General features: G+C 67.4%; 11 protein-coding genes and 1 pseudogene. 5 read left to right on the top strand and 7 right to left on the bottom strand.

Annotation, left to right across the window (positions count from 1 at the left end):
- Positions 1 to 23 precede the first annotated feature (23 nt).
- A complete protein-coding gene (locus tag AWC25_RS13605) occupies positions 24 to 665 on the bottom strand; it encodes a TetR/AcrR family transcriptional regulator (RefSeq protein WP_069399722.1) in 642 nt (213 codons plus the stop codon).
- 147 nt (positions 666 to 812) lie between these two features.
- On the opposite strand from AWC25_RS13605, the gene AWC25_RS13600 reads away from it, so the two are divergent.
- Entirely contained in the window at positions 813 to 2294 is a 1482-nt protein-coding gene (locus AWC25_RS13600; RefSeq protein ID WP_069399721.1) for a cytochrome P450, read from the top strand.
- Positions 2295 to 2315: 21 nt separating this feature from the next.
- Here AWC25_RS13600 and AWC25_RS13595 read toward each other — a convergent pair whose 3' ends face one another.
- Positions 2316 to 2738 carry a 2-isopropylmalate synthase gene (locus tag AWC25_RS13595; protein WP_232326953.1) on the bottom strand — a complete coding sequence of 141 codons (423 nt, stop codon included), beginning with the start codon at positions 2736 to 2738 and terminating at the stop codon, positions 2316 to 2318.
- A gap of 422 nt (positions 2739 to 3160) precedes the next feature.
- Between AWC25_RS13595 and AWC25_RS26805 the strand changes: the two genes are divergently transcribed.
- Complete coding sequence (locus AWC25_RS26805) at positions 3161 to 3313, top strand: hypothetical protein (RefSeq protein ID WP_157118273.1); 153 nt, start codon at positions 3161 to 3163, stop codon at positions 3311 to 3313.
- Between the two features lie 707 nt (positions 3314 to 4020).
- On the opposite strand, the gene AWC25_RS13590 is transcribed toward AWC25_RS26805, so the two are convergent.
- The 3 genes from AWC25_RS13590 to AWC25_RS13580 all read right to left on the bottom strand — a co-directional run bounded on the left by AWC25_RS13590 (position 4021) and on the right by AWC25_RS13580 (position 7828).
- Positions 4021 to 5010 (bottom strand): sensor histidine kinase, encoded by a 990-nt coding sequence (locus AWC25_RS13590; protein ID WP_069399720.1) that lies wholly within the window; start codon positions 5008 to 5010, stop codon positions 4021 to 4023.
- Between the two features lie 136 nt (positions 5011 to 5146).
- Positions 5147 to 6601 carry a FadR/GntR family transcriptional regulator gene (locus AWC25_RS13585; RefSeq protein WP_069399719.1) on the bottom strand — a complete coding sequence of 485 codons (1455 nt, stop codon included), beginning with the start codon at positions 6599 to 6601 and terminating at the stop codon, positions 5147 to 5149.
- A gap of 33 nt (positions 6602 to 6634) precedes the next feature.
- Positions 6635 to 7828 carry a thiolase family protein gene (locus tag AWC25_RS13580; protein WP_069399770.1) on the bottom strand — a complete coding sequence of 398 codons (1194 nt, stop codon included), beginning with the start codon at positions 7826 to 7828 and terminating at the stop codon, positions 6635 to 6637.
- A 74-nt stretch (positions 7829 to 7902) separates the two neighbouring features.
- Here AWC25_RS13580 and AWC25_RS13575 point away from each other — a divergent pair, with 74 nt between their 5' ends.
- A complete protein-coding gene (locus tag AWC25_RS13575) occupies positions 7903 to 8250 on the top strand; it encodes a Zn-ribbon domain-containing OB-fold protein (RefSeq protein ID WP_069399718.1) in 348 nt (115 codons plus the stop codon).
- Here AWC25_RS13575 and AWC25_RS13570 read toward each other — a convergent pair.
- Together AWC25_RS13570 and AWC25_RS13565 are read right to left on the bottom strand one after the other, a co-directional pair.
- A complete protein-coding gene (locus AWC25_RS13570; protein WP_085166943.1) occupies positions 8243 to 10408 on the bottom strand; it encodes an acyl-CoA dehydrogenase family protein in 2166 nt (721 codons plus the stop codon). The genes AWC25_RS13575 and AWC25_RS13570 overlap by 8 nt on opposite strands.
- Before the next feature lie 132 nt (positions 10409 to 10540).
- On the bottom strand, positions 10541 to 11308 hold the full coding sequence (locus AWC25_RS13565) for an SDR family NAD(P)-dependent oxidoreductase (protein ID WP_069399717.1): 768 nt from the start codon (positions 11306 to 11308) through the stop codon (positions 10541 to 10543).
- Between the two features lie 108 nt (positions 11309 to 11416).
- Between AWC25_RS13565 and AWC25_RS13560 the strand changes: the two are divergent.
- Together AWC25_RS13560 and AWC25_RS13555 are read left to right on the top strand one after the other, a co-directional pair.
- Positions 11417 to 12947, top strand: a pseudogene (locus AWC25_RS13560) (ATP-dependent DNA ligase).
- A 42-nt stretch (positions 12948 to 12989) separates the two neighbouring features.
- The gene (locus AWC25_RS13555) at positions 12990 to 15254 is read left to right on the top strand and encodes a carbon starvation CstA family protein (protein WP_085166942.1); all 2265 of its coding nucleotides are present in this window, start codon (positions 12990 to 12992) and stop codon (positions 15252 to 15254) included.
- Positions 15255 to 15260 lie beyond the last annotated feature (6 nt).

The following is a 15260-nucleotide window of genomic DNA, read 5'->3' as shown; positions in this document are numbered from 1 at the left end:
GTGACGATACCGGCGGTACCGCGCTACCTTCGGCCGCCACCCCACAGCGAGTTCAGCCACAGCTGCTCGAGAAGCCGGACGCGACGGTCGATGTCGTCGTCGCCGCGGCCGATGAAGGCCGGGTCGCCGGTCAACATCATCGCGGTGGTGCCGGTGAGGGTGCGCACCAGGGTGGGGATGTCGTCGCTGATCGGACTCGCGGTCCCGGCCTGCATCTCCGCCTCGACGATCGCGACGATCTCGTTCACCACGACCTCGAACTGCTGCTCGAGCATGCCCTGGATCTCGACATCGGTGTAGCGGGCGGCGTTACAGGCCGCCATCACCGGGTCGTTGTGTGCGTAAACCGCGGCGGCGCTGCCGACCATCCGCTTCGCGAACTGTTCGGGCGACTCGTCGGACCGGCGGGGGGCGAAAAACTGGGTGAGTTCCTCCAGCTCCTGGGTGGCCTCGGCGACGATCTGCGCGAGCACCGCGTATTTGGAGTCGAAGTAGAAGTAGAACCCGGACCGGCCCACCCCGGCCCGCAGACTGATGGTGCTGACCGACAGCTCGGAAAACGGGCGTTCCTGCAGTAGTTCCCGCACCGCCTGCATGATCGCTTGCCGGTGCTTGTCGCCGCGGCGCCGCGTGGCCGGCTCGCCGCGCTCCGCCTGACCGCTCATCCGGCGACCTTGCGCCATGGCGTCCGAAACATTCCCTGACCTTGCACCACGACGCGTGAAAAGCAAACTTGACAGCCGTCAACTTTTTACCGAAGGTTAGTGTCAAGTGACGGATATCACCGGTTCAGGGTCCGCAAAGGAGCGTCCATGCCCGCCACCATCAGCACCCCGCACTACCTGCTCGATCAGGCACGGCGCCGGTTTACGCCGTCGATCAACAACTTCCCCGGCATGGGCATCGTGGAGCGCAGGCTGCTGAACACGGAGTTCCCCGAGCGCAAGCTGGCCGAGCCGCCGCCGGGCAGCGGGCTCCAAGCCGCGGTCGGCGACGCGGGCCTGCCGGTACTCGGGCACATCATCGAGATGCTCCGCGGCGGTCCCGACTACCTGCTGCACCTGTACCAGACGAAGGGCCCCGTCGTGTTCGGCGACTCCCCGGTGCTGCCGGGCATCGCGGCCCTGGGCCCAGACGCCGCCCAGGTCATCTACTCCAACCGCAACAAGGACTACTCGCAGCAGGGCTGGGTTCCGGTGATCGGGCCGTTCTTCAATCGCGGCCTGATGCTGCTCGACTTCGAAGAGCACATGTTCCACCGCCGGATCATGCAGGAGGCTTTCGTCCGATCGCGGCTGGTCAGCTACGTCGAGCAGATGGATCAGGTGGTCTCCCAGACGATCGCCGACGACTGGGTGCCCGACGACGCACGCTTCCTGCTCTACCCGGCGATGAAGGAGCTGACCCTCGACATCGCGTCCATGGTGTTCATGGGCCACGAGCCGGGCACCGACCACGAACTGGTGACCAAGGTGAACAAGGCCTTCGCGATCACCACTCGCGCGGGTAACGCGATCATCCGCAAGCCGGTTCCGCCCTTCACCTGGTGGCGCGGCCTCAAGGCGCGCGAGTTACTGGAGGACTACTTCCGCGAGCGGGTCAAGGAACAACGCGCCAATCCCGGAACCGACCTGCTGTCGGTGTTGTGCGAAACCGCAGACGAGGACGGCAACAAGTTCTCTGACGACGACATCGTCAACCACATGATCTTTTTGATGATGGCCGCCCACGACACCTCGACGTCGACGGTCACGACGATGGCTTACAACCTGGCGCAGCACCCGCAGTGGCAGCAACGCTGCCGCGAGGAATCCGACCGGCTCGGCGACGGACCGCTGGACATCGATGCGCTGGACAAGCTGGAGACGCTCGACTTGGTGATGAACGAGTCGATCCGGCTGGTCACGCCGGTGCAGTGGGCCATGCGCCAGACGGTGCGCGACACCGAGCTGTTGGGCTACTACATCCCGAAGGGCACCAACGTCATCGCCTACCCCGGCATGAATCACCGACTGCCCGAACTGTGGACCGACCCACTGAAATTCGACCCCGAGCGGTTCACCGAACCGCGCAACGAACACAAGCGGCACCGCTACGCGTTCACGCCTTTTGGCGGCGGCGCCCACAAGTGCATCGGAATGACGTTCGGGCAGTTGGAGATCAAGACGATTCTGCACCGGCTGCTGCGCCGGTACCGGCTGGAGCCGCCGCGCCCAGGCTACAAATGCGAGTGGGATTACGGCGGCATGCCGGTGCCGAAAGACGGCATGCCAATCGTGTTGCGCCCGCTCTGATCTCGCCTAGACGCCGCCGACTCAATCCATCAACCGATTGCCGCACGCGATCAGCGCGGACAGCGCCGACTGGGTCGGGTCGTCGGCCAGGCCCATCGCCCACTCGGCACGAGTGCCGTTGCTGCCCCAGATGAACGTGGCTGTGCATTCGCTCGACGTCATCTGATGGAACTTGAGTGTCTCGATGGTGATGCCGCGCTCGTGCAACATCGCGGTGAGTGCGGCGATCGGCCCGCTGGCGACCGCGGTCGAGGTGCTGACGGACTCGTCGACGGAGATCATCGCGCGATAATTGCGGGCCTGGACACCCAGACGTGCCGCGGGCCGCTCCGCATCGGCGCACTTCCAGTGCCGTAACCGCAGTCGGCCGGCCGTCTGGCCGTAGGCGTCGACGAAGCCTTCCCAGCTCATCGCATCGGCCTGGTGTCGAAGGCCGCGCGGCATCGGGACCCCGAAGTGGTCGCCGAACCACGTGTTGGCGTCGCGTGGTGGCCGGACGACGCAGGACGGGTCCAGCCCAGCGAGGGCGAGCGGTTCGGAAAGGGGCTGCGTGAGAGGCATGATGTCGGTCTTCTCTGGTCAGGGGGAGCGACCGACGGGAGTAGCTTCCGACCCACAGCGGGGGGTCGGTCTGGATCAGACCCCGCTGCGGGTGCTGGCTACTACGGCACTCTTGAGAAGACGCACGAGAGCGACAGTAGACCTCCCACCGCCGATTGCGCAAATCGTTTTTCGGGAGGTTTACATGTGTCGAATAGTGGTTAACCGGTTCGTCGCCTTGGTCGCATGACTACGCATCCCCCCTCAGATGAAAGGCATCGACAATGACGTCGACAACACTTGAGAGATTTCGTGAAGCGGCAGCCGTGGCTGTCGGGTTGATCCAGGTGCTGCTGGCGCCGGCACGTTTCGCATCGCCGTGGCGGCGAATCGCAGCGGCCGAGGAGGACATACCACCACCGACACCGGGCCGACGAGTACCGCCGCCCGGCACCGCACCGCGGCAACCCGCGGCGTGAGCTCGTCAAATGTGCTGGTAATCAACGGAAGTCAGGCCGGATTAGCCCGCGTCATAGCCAGCACCGCCGCAGTCATCTGAATTAGGTTGCGCCAGTGCAAATATGACAAAACTCGCCCTAAACCTTTCATGACTAAAATCACGGAAAATAGTTTGCGCGCGTGTAACAGTGGGTACCTCCCGGTCGCAATACCGTTGTCCCCTCCTCGGAAAGGCAAGACAATGAAGTCTTCGAAACGCAGTACGAAAACCCTGAGAGCAATCGCTGCAGCGACCGGTGTGGTCGCTGTATTGCTGGTACCCACAGGATGCTCCACCGCCGCTGGCGGCACCGGCTGCTCCCTGATCTGCCTCTAGCGAACAGGCGCCGACGCGGGATCATCCGCGACCATTCACCAGTAACCCGCCGCGATAACGGCCGCTAATTAGGCCTTGTCGTTTCTTGTTCTACATATGTGTATTAGTGCATGAAAGGGATTTCACCATGAAGGGATCTGGCACCAAGAAAAGCGTTAAAGCCCTCGCGGCTGCCGCAGGCATGGCCGCGGTGCTGCTCCTACCGGGCTGCTCGACGGCCGCCGGTGGCACCGGCGCGCCTGTGGTTGGGGGCGGCCTGTGTGTGCCGATTCCGTTGTTGGGCATTACCTGCTGACCGACTCGGAAAGACGGCCCGCCGGGAACTTGGTTCCTGGCGGGCCGTCTTTTTGTTCAGCCCGTGGGGCCCGACGAGGGACTCATCCGCAGGTAGGCCTGGATCGTGGTCCCGGTGCTCGCGGTATGGGTGCGCACCAGATCCGAAATCGCGTTCACCAGATACAGCCCGCGGCTGGCCGGACCGGCCGGGCCGGGGTCTAGCCGCCCCACCAACGGGTCGTCGAGCCGTCCGCTGTCGCGGGCCTCGCAGACCAGATGATCGGCGTCGCGCCAAAACGCCAGCCGGCACGCCCCATCGGTGTACATCAGGCTGTTGGTGGCCAACTCGGTGGCGACCAGTTGCAAATCTTCGATGCCGTCCTGGGACAAGCCCACCCAGCCCGCGTAGTTGACGGCGAACGACCGCGCGGGTTTGAGGTCGTCCGACTTCCGGACCATGTAGGTCACGGCTCCCGGGTTCGCGGGCAGCGGTTGATTGCACTGCGCGAGCACCTCATCGGGGGCATAGTCGGGGCTGACGTGTAACGATCCGCCTTCGCACAGCATCGGGTGCGCCGCGCGCGCACCAGCGAGCACCTCGTCGCCTAGCCGCTGGGCATCGAACGGACACAACACCGTCAACGGGCGTCCCTGAAACGCGGTGTTGACCAGCGCCTCGTGTTGCATGCACGCCACGAATTCGTCCGAGGTGCGGCCGGGCCAGCACACCTGGCTGACGATCCGCGCGCGACGATCGGGACTCTCCTCGGCGAAGGAACCCTCCAGCGCCAGGAACCGGCTCGGGTTGCGGGCCACCTCCGCGATGTCGAGCAGCTGCAATCCGGCACGCGACCCCTGCCCGCCCAATGCCGCACTCAGCAACGCCACGTATTCGCCGGGAACGGCAACCAGCACCCGCTCATCGGTCGCCAGGCCTTCGAGAACGAAGGGCAGGACGGTCTCTAAGTACTCCGCTTGGGACCGAAAGAGAAACGCTGAGTGGACGAAGGGGCGATGTTCGTCTTCCGTGCCCGTCGTCACCTCGGCGCTCCCGCTTTCCATCATCACCAATGCCAACCCCCTGCCGGACCGGCCGTCTTACCTTGTATCCCGCGCCCCATTAACCATCCCAGTACCCCGCGCACGCCCTCCCTACGCAGGAAACACATCACAGACTGGCCTCAATGGATGGGCACCACGATCACAGCCACCAGGAGGCAGCGGCGTCGAGGTGACGACGCATGCGGTAGCGCGCCAAGCTGTCGTCGCCGACCTCGATCGCCTCGATGATCCGCAGGTGGGCATGCTCGACGGCGACGACGTCGGTGCGGGCGGGCGGCTCCTGACCGGTGCTGGACCAGTGCCGGCGAAACAGCTCGACGATGATCCGCAGAAACAGGTCCAGCAAGGCGTTGCCGGCCAGCTGGGCCAGTCCGATGTGGAACCTGCCCTCCTCGGAGGTCGCCTGGCGCGCGTCATCACCACCGTGCGCGCCGTGCTCGAGCGCGGCGCGATGCAACTGCAGGAAACCGGCCACCTCAGCTTCGGAACGCCTTGCGACGACGGTGGCGACGTTATCGATCTCGATCGCGTCCCGCACGCATCGCAGGTCGTCGCGACTCGGTTTGCGGAACTGCAGGTACAACGCGATCGTGTCGATGCTGGCCCGCGCATGGGGGGTGGTGACGATCAGTCCACCGCCGGGCCCGCGCCGCATCTGCGCGACGGAGTGGTATTCCAGCAACCGCACCGCCTCCCGCAGCACCGCGCGACTCACCCGATAACGCTCCAGCAGCCCGGTCTCGGTGCCGAAGACCTCACCCTCGCGCCAGTTGCCGGAGCCGATCTCGTCACCGATCGCGGCGGCCAGGACCTCAGCGCGCTTGCCGTGCGGGACGTCCCCGTCGGCCGATCGGCGCCTGCGGACGAACGGGTGCGCCGACTCGCCCTGATGCTGCTGCAACCACTCGGTCACGGCCTCGACGTGACGCTGCGAGAGCGTCTTGGCGCGGGCCGCATCGCCGGCCGTCACCGCCGCCACGATCTCGGAGTGCTCGCTGTGCATGTAGTCGAGGGCTTCGATGGCTTCACTGTCCGAGTCGGTCCGCGACCGCAACGCGTACCGCGTCGTCAGCCGCATCAACACGTCGATAAACAGTTGCAACACCGGGTTTTTCGACTGCTCGGCGAGGGCGACGTGGAACTCGTCGCGTGGCGTGGGCAAACCCGGCCGCCAGCGCTCCATGGTGCGCAGCACCGCGCGAAGCCGCTCGATGCCGACCTCGTCGATTCGCTCCGCCGCCAGCGCGGCCGCCAGCGGCTCGAGCACCAGACGCGCGTTCAGCAGATCCTTGAGCGTGGTGCCCAGGTACTCGAGATAGATGACCACCGCCCGGGTCGCCGGTCCGGCGTCGGGCTCGGTGATCAACAGTCCGCCACCCGGTCCGCGGCGCATCCGCGCGACCCGATGGTGCTCGACGAGCCGGACGGCCTCGCGCAGCACCGAGCGACTCACCGCGTAACGCTGTTGCAGCGCGGGTTCCGAACCCAGCGATTCCCCGACCGGCCACCCACGGCGAACGATGTCCGCCTCGATCTCGCGGGCAATCGTCGCGGCCAGCTTCTTTGTCTCGCCCGCGCGCGGCGCGGCGCTCATCTGGAGCTCAATGGTGTACTCCCACAGCAGCTTTCAACACGTGAGCAGCATGCAGCCGGCGACCGGGCCCCCACCCACGGATACCACACCGACTTCGGGACGTTGGGCCACCTGCCGCTCCCCCGCGTCGCCGCGCAGCTGCAGACACCCTTCATGCAGCGCCCAGTAGCCGTGCATCCGCCCGGCCGACAGCTGGCCACCGTAGGTGTTCAGCGGCAGCGGGCCGTCCCTGGCGATCCGGGCGCCGCCCTCGACGAACGGCCCGGCCTCGCCGTCATCGCAGATTCCCAGCGCCTCCAGCCACGCCAGGGTCAGATAGGTGAAGCCGTCGTACAGCTCGGCGACGGTGAGGTCGGCGGGCGTCAACTCGGTGCGCGACCACATCTGCGCCGCGGCGTCCGACATCGCCATCTTCGGGTAGTCGTCGCGGTGGAACCAGCCGCCGGCGCCGTCGGATCCGCCGACGGCCTCCACCCGCACCGGCCGGTGCGGGCAATCGGGGCCGTACTCGACGTTCGACACCACCACCGCGATCGAGCCGTCGATCGGCACGTCGCAGTCCAACAGCCCGAACGGGGTCGACACCAGCCGCGCGGTCAGGTAGTCGGACATGGTCATCGGGTCGCGGTACACCGCAAGCGGATTCAGCGCGGCATTGCGCCTGCCGTTCAGCGCCACCCACCCCAGCTGTTCCTTGGTGGTCCCGTACAGCTCCATGTGGCGGCGACAGTTCAGCGCCAGCCAGTTGGCCGCCGAATATGCTTGGGCCGCAACGAGATCGTTGACGTCGTCCATCGCGCCGACGGCCGGGCGCTCCTCCCCTTCGCGCGTCTCGAACATCCGCGCCAGCGGCGGGGCGGGCGCGTTCTCTTCCTGCTTGACCGGCACCGTGCCGCCGAGCATCTGAATGGTTCGGTACACCACCACGTGCCGAGCCCGGCTCTCCGACACCGCGCGACATGCCGACATGACCGGGCTCAGCAGCCCGCCGGTGCCGAAACCGCTGCCGCAGTCGGCCGCGTCGATCTGCAATTCGGCGTTGACCTCGGTGGCCGGTGTATCGCCCAGCGTCGCGATGCCGTCGATGTCGGCGGGCGCCAGGCCGGCATCGGCGATCGCGGCGCGCACCGCCTCCATCGTCAGGTCCCGGCCCGGGATGCCGGTACGGCGGCCGATGCGGGAAATGCCGAGACCGGACACGATCGCGTTCTTTTCGAAATACGTCACCTGCACCGCCCGCCAGAGGAAACCGCCGTACGCACCTGTACGCCCGCCGAACAATAGAGTGTACTGTATTGGCCGTGTCAGCCGATTCGACCTCAACGCTGCTGATCGAGCATTGTGACGACTGCTCCCGCTGGGTGCATCCCGCAGCCGGCGTGTGCCGGCAATGCGGCGCCACACTGGTCGCGCGGGCGGTGTCGGGACACGGCACGGTGTTCACCTACACGGTGAACCATCATCGCTACAACCCGGAGATTCCGGTGCCGTACGTGATCGCCATCGTCGAGCTCGCCGAGCAAAGCGGACTGCGCGTGGCCGCGAACATCGTTGACTGCGAACCGGATTCGGTGACGTGCGGGATGGCAGTGCAGCTTCGTGCCGAACGGGGCGCCGGCGGGGCGCCGCGGTTCGCACCGGCTAGTTGATCAGCGGGTCGCGTGGCATGCCGAGAATCCGCTCGGCGATCTGGTTTCGGGTGACCTCCGAGGTGCCGCCGGCGATCGCCATGCCGCGGGCGCCCATGATCAGCCGGCCCGGTGCCGCGCCGGCCCCGTCCACCAGTGCCGCCTCGGGACCGGTCAGGGCGGCCATGATCGCGGCCCCCTCCACCATGTGCTCGGCGAGTTTGAGTTTGGTCACGTTGCCCTCCGGGCCCGGACCCGACCCTTCGACGCTGCGCGCCACCCGGCGCAGGTTGAGCAGCCGCAGCGCCGACTCGTTGGCGAGGTAGGAGCCGACCCGAACATCCGCACCCGCCAACCGGTCCGGGTGCTGGCGGGCCAGCTCGACCAGCGCGGTCGCCAGCCCCTCGTAGAACGATCCGCTGCCGCCGATACTGACCCGCTCGTTGCCCAGCGTCGCGCGCGCGACCGTCCACCCCGAGTTGGGTGTCCCCACGACGTCCTCGTCGGGCACGAACAAGTCGTTGAAGAACACCTCGTTGAAATCCGAGCCGCCGGTGATCTGCCGCAACGGGCGCACCTGCACCTCGGGCGCCTTCATGTCGACGATGACCGTGGTGATACCGGCGTGCTTGGGCGCATCCGGGTCGGTGCGCACGGTGGCCAGGCCCCGGGCGCAGTAATGCGCCCCGCTGGTCCACACCTTTTGGCCGTTGATCTTCCAGCCGCCGTCGACCCGGGTGGCGTTGGTCCTGATGGACGCGGCGTCCGATCCCGCCTCGGGTTCGGAGAACAGCTGGCACCAGATCTCGTCCTTGCGCAACGCCTTTTCGACGAATCTTTCGATCTGCCAATCAGTTCCGTGCTGGATGAGGGTCAGGATCACCCACCCGGTGATGCCGTAATCGGGCCGCTTGATGCCGGCCGCGCGGAACTCCTCCTCGATGACCAACTGCTCGACGGCGTCCGCGGCCAGACCCCACGGTTTGGGCCAGTGCGGCATGACGTACCCGGTCGCGATGAGCTTGTCCCGCTGCGCCTCCTTGTCCAGTGCCGCGATCGCGGCCGCGTCGGCCCGGATGCGGGCCCGCATCTCCTCGGCCTCGGGCGGCAGGTCCAAACGGTTGTCCCGCACGACGCCCGCGGCGGTGCGTTCGAAGACATCGCGGGCCGGCGCGTCACCACCGAACAGCGCACCGGTCACCAGGGCACGGCGCAAATGCAGATGCGCGTCGTGCTCCCAGGTGAACCCGATGCCGCCGTGCACCTGAATGTTGAGCTCGGCGTTGCGGGCATAAGCCGGAAACGCCAGTGCGGCAGCCACTCCGGCGACCAGCCGGAATTGCGCTTCGTCCTCCGATGCCGCGCGCGAGGCATCCCACACCGCCGCCGTCGCCGACTCGGCGGCCACCAGCATGTTCGCGCAGTGATGCTTGACGGCCTGGAAGGTCGCGATGGTGCGACCGAATTGTTGGCGCACCTTGGCGTAGTCGACGGCGGCGTCGACGCAGTCGGCCGCCCCGCCGACGGCTTCGGCGGCCAGCAGGATCCGCGCCCGGGCCAGCGCGGAATCCCGCCCACCCGGCACGATGTCGTCGGAACCGATGCTGACGTTGCGCAGCCGAACCCGCCCGCAGCGCCGGGTCGGGTCGAGGTTCTCCGGCACCTCGACCGATACCCCGTCGCGGTCGCGATCGATCAACAGGATGTCGTCGCCGGCGGCGATCACCAGCAGATCGGCCAGGCCGGCGCCCAACACGACGCCGGCGTCGCCGTCGGCCGCCCCATCGGTAATTTGCACCTGGCCGGCCAGGCCGATGCCCGCGGTGACGGTGCCGTCGATCAGGCCGGGCAACAACCGCGACTTCTGTTCTGCGCTACCGTCTTTGGCGATCAACGCCGAGGCAATCACCGTGGGGACGAACGGCCCCGGGGCCACCGCGCGGCCGAGCTCCTCGACCACCACCACGAGTTCGGGCAACCCGAACCCGGAGCCGCCGTATTCCTCGTCGATGTGCAGGCCCAGCCAGCCGAGCTCGGCTATGCCGGGCCAGAACGCGGGTCGGGTTTCCTCCGGCGAGTCGAGCAGCGCGCGCGCCGTGGCACGCGCCTTGTGCGAAGTCAGAAAAGACCGAGCAACCTCGGCGAGCTCGCGATGATCGTCGGTCAGTGCGATACCCATGGGGACCTCCTCGCGCCCGCGTTGCCGCCACCCAGGGAATCGGGCCGGGTGGTCAGCCGGCCCCGCTCCGAGGGGAGCGGGGCGGCTGCCTAAAGAGTGTACTTATTGCGAGGAGGCCCCAAACTGGGGTCTCTACTTGGGCGCGAACCGCTGACCCGCGTCCAGTCGCAGGCACTGCCCGTTCAGCATCGGGTTGTCGACGATCGCCAACGCCAGCTTGGCGTATTCCTCGGGCCGGCCCATCCGCTTGGGGAAGGCCGCATCCCGGGTCAGCGTCGCCGCCATCTCGTCGGGGACCATCGACGTGAGGCCGGTGAGGAACAGGCTCGGCGCGATTGCCAGCACCCGGATGCCCAGCGATCCCAGGTCGCGGGCCATGGTCAGGCACATGCCGGCGATGGCCGCCTTGGCAGCGGTGTAGGCGACTTGTCCGATCTGTCCCTCGAACGCGGCGATGGATGCGGTGTTGATGATGACGCCGCGCTCCTCGTCCTCGGGCTCGTTCTTGGACATGTGCGCGGCCGCGAGCCGACTGATGTTGAAGGTGGCGATCAGGTTGAGGTCGATCACCTGTTGGAAAGACTCGAGATCGTGCGGACCCGACTTGGTCAGGGTGCGCTTGGCGATGCCGCCGCCGGCGGTGGTGACGGTGATGTGCAGGCCGCCGAGCTTGTCGACCGCGGTCTGCAGGGCCTGCTCGGTGCCGGTGAAGTCGGTGACGTCGACCGGGTAGAACGCGCCGCCCCCGCCACTGAGGCCCTCGGCGACCGTTTTGCCGTCCGAACCTTCGCGGTCGAAGATCGCGACGTCGGCGCCACGTTCGGCCAGCATTTCGGCGGTGGCGCGGCCCATCCCCGACGCGCCGCCGATGACGACGGCCTTCTTCCCATTGATCTCCATCCGGACTTCTCCTTTGGTTGTCAGATCTTGTGCAATCTGTAACGTTACGTAGGCACGCTAGCGTGTCTGTGTCGCAGGGTTGTCACCGAGCCATGCCAAGCTGGCGACGTGCTCCTTGACGAGGTCGTCGCGACGTCGGCCGACGTCGGCGCCACGTCGTCGCGGCTGACCAAGATCGCGCGCATCGCCGACCTGCTGACCCGCGCCGCACCCGACCCCGCGGTCGCGGCGATCGTCGTCTCCTGGCTCTCGGGTGAGTTGCCGCAACGCCAGATCGGCGTGGGCTGGGCGGCGCTGCGGAGCCGCCCACCCCCCGGCCATCCAGCCCACCCTCACCGTCGCCGGCGTGCACGCCACCTTCAGCGACATCGGGGCGGTCTTCGGGAAAGGGTCACAGGCCCGTCGCGGCGCGCTGCTGGGATCGCTATTGGCCGCCGCGACCGCCGCCGAGCAGACCTTTTTGGTCCGGCTGCTCAGCGGCGAGCTGCGTCAGGGCGCGTTGGCCGGGGTCATGGCCGACGCCGTCGCCAAGGCCGCGGGCATCCCCGCCGCCGCGGTCCAGCGCGCGGCGATGCTCGGCGGGGATCTGCCCGCGGTGGCCGCGGCCGCCCTGACCGGCGGAGCCGCCGCGCTCGATGCGTTCACCCTGCGCGTGGGCCGGCCGGTGGGACCGATGCTGGCCCAGCCGGCGACCAGTGTCGCCGACGCGCTCGAACGCCACGGCGGCACAACAATTTTCGAGGCCAAGCTGGATGGCGCGCGGGTGCAGATCCACCGGGCCGGCGACATGGTCACGGTCTACACGAGAAGCCTCGATGACGTCACCGCTCGGCTGCCCGAGGTGGTGCAGGCGACGCTGGCGTTGCCGGTACGCGACCTCATCGCCGACGGCGAGGCGATCGCGCTGCGGCCCGACAACCGGCCGCATCGCTTCCAGGTCACCGCGTCGCGGTTCGCCCGATCCATCGACGTGGCCGCGAACCAAGCGGCGCAACCGTTGTCGGTGTTCTTCTTCGACATCCTGCACCGCGACGGAGTCGACCTGCTGGACGCGCCGACCACCGAGCGGCTGGCCGTGCTGGACGCCCTGGTCCCGCCGCAACAGCGCGTCGACCGGCTGGCGACGTCCGATGCCGCGGCCGCCACGGCCTTCCTGCATGCCACCCTGGCCGCCGGTCACGAAGGGGTGATGGCCAAAGCCCCGGGCGCGTCGTATCAGGCCGGCCGGCGCGGGGCGGGCTGGCTCAAGGTCAAGCCGGTGCACACCCTCGACCTGGTGGTGCTCGCCGTGGAATGGGGTTCCGGACGCCGCCGCGGCAAGCTGTCCAACATTCATTTGGGCGCCCGCGATCCCACCACCGGCGAATTCCTGATGGTGGGAAAGACTTTCAAAGGGATGACCGACGCCATGCTGGATTGGCAGACGGCCCGGTTCCGCGACCTGGCCGTCGGACCGACCGATGACCAGGTCGTGCGGTTGCGCCCCGAACAGGTCGTCGAGATCGCCCTCGACGGGGTGCAGCGCTCACCGCGCTATCCGGGTGGGGTGGCGCTACGGTTCGCTCGGGTGGTTCGGTATCGCGACGACAAGAGCCCGGCCGAGGCCGACACAATCGACAACGTCCGTTCCCTGTACTGAATCTCACAAGCGCCCGGCCACGCGGCATCGTAGGGTTTCCGGGTGACTTTGCGCGACAAAGACGTCAGCTATATCCGCACCGACGACGATTTGCCGCCCGTGGCGATCATCGACCGCTCCCCCATCTCGGTCGGACACAAGGTCGTCTTCGGGATCATCGCGCTCGTCGGGGCGATCGCCTGGGCGGTCATTGCGTTCGTGCGCGGTGAGACGGTCAACGCCGTCTGGTTCGTGGTGGCCGCGATCTGCACCTACATCATCGGGTTCCGGTTCTATGCCCGGCTGATCGAGCTGAAGGTGGTGCGTCCGCGCGACGACCACGCCACCCCCGCCGAGGTTCTCGACGACGGAACCGACTACGTGCCGACCGACCGGCGGGTGTTGTTCGGCCACCATTTCGCCGCGATCGCCGGCGCCGGACCGCTCGTCGGACCCGTGCTGGCCGCCCAGATGGGCTACTTGCCTTGCAGCATCTGGATCATCGTCGGCGCCGTGTTCGCCGGCGCGGTGCAGGACTATCTGGTGTTGTGGATTTCCACCCGCCGCCGCGGCCGGTCGCTGGGACAGATGGCCCGCGACGAGCTCGGCCCAACCGGTGGAGCCGCCGCGATGGTCGGGGTGCTCGTCATCATGGTGATGATCATCGCGGTGCTGGCGCTGGTGGTGGTTCGCGGACTGGCCAAGAGCCCGTGGGGCGTGTTCTCCATCGCGATGACCATTCCCATCGCCATTTTCATGGGGTGCTACTTGCGGTTCTTGCGGCCAGGCCGGGTGGGCGAGGTGTCGCTGATCGGCTTCGTGTTGCTGATGGCCGCCGTGGCGTCGGGCAACTGGGTCAGTGAAACGTCTTGGGGCGCTTCCTGGTTGAACCTGTCTGCGGTCACCGTCTGCTGGCTGATCATCGGCTACGGGTTCGTCGCGTCGGTGCTGCCGGTGTGGTTGCTGCTCGCGCCGCGCGATTACTTGTCCACCTTCATGAAGGTAGGCGCGATCGCGATGCTGGCCGTCGGCATTTTCGTTGCGCATCCGCTCATCCAGGCGCCCGCGGTTTCCCGGTTCGCCCACACCGGCGACGGGCCGGTGTTTCCCGGTTCACTGTTTCCGTTCCTGTTCATCACCATCGCGTGCGGCGCGCTGTCGGGGTTCCACGCGCTGATTTCCTCGGGCACCACACCGAAGCTGCTGGAGAAGGAAAGCCAGATGCGCTTCATCGGCTATGGCGGCATGCTGACCGAGTCGTTCGTCGCCATCATGGCGTTGATCAGTGCGACCGTCCTCGACCAGCACGTGTACTTCGCCCTCAACGCCCCGGCCGCGCAGACCGGTGGCACTGCGGCCACCGCCGCGCACTACGTCAACGGTCTCGGGTTGTCGGGCGGGCCCATCACCGCCGACGAGCTCACCAACGCCGCCAGCAGCGTCGGCGAGAAGTCGATCGTGTCCCGCACCGGCGGAGCCCCGACGCTTGCGGTGGGCATGTCCGAGGTCCTGCATCGCGCCTTCGGCGGTACCGCGCTCAAGGCGTTCTGGTACCACTTCGCGATCATGTTCGAAGCGCTGTTCATCCTGACCGCCGTCGACGCCGGCACCCGGGTCGCGCGGTTCATGCTGTCCGACACGCTGGGCAACCTGGGGGGTCCGCTGACCAGGCTGCGCAACCCGAGCTGGCGGCCCGGCGTGTGGGTGTGCAGCCTGGTCGTGGCCGCCGGGTGGGGCAGCATCCTGTTGATGGGCGTCACCGATCCGCTGGGCGGCATCAACACCCTCTTCCCGCTGTTCGGGATCTCCAACCAGCTGCTTGCGGCGATCGCACTGACCGTGATCACGGTGATCGTCATCAAGAAGGGTCTGCTGGCCTGGGCGTGGGTCTCCGGCGTCCCGCTGGCCGGGGACCTGGTGGTGACGCTGACCGCGTCGTGGCAGAAGATCTTCTCCGCGGACCCGAACATCGGCTACTGGGCGCAGCATTTCAAGTACTCGGCCGCCCGGGCCGCCGGTAAGACGGCCTTCGGTTCGGCCAAGAATGCGCACGAGCTCGACGCGGTCATCCGAAACACCTTCATCCAGGGCACCCTGTCGATTTTCTTCGCGGTCGTGGTGCTGATCGTGCTGGTGATCGGAATTGTGGCGTCGATCAAGGCGATTCGCGGCAACGGCCGGCCGTTGACGGAGGAGGATCCGGTCCCGTCGAAGCTGTTCGCTCCGTCGGGGCTGATCGCCACCGCCGTCGAGCGGGAAGTGCAACGGCAGTGGGATGCGCCGCGGCCGGTGCCGGCTGACCAGCGCCACGCCGGAATGATGCAGTAGACCCGA

Origin of the sequence: Mycobacterium sherrisii (assembly GCF_002102355.1) — a bacterium.
GTDB classification, from domain to species: Bacteria; Actinomycetota; Actinomycetes; order Mycobacteriales; family Mycobacteriaceae; genus Mycobacterium; species Mycobacterium sherrisii.
Note: the sequence above shows the minus strand (reverse complement) of the source record. Positions and strands in the feature narration are given on the sequence as shown.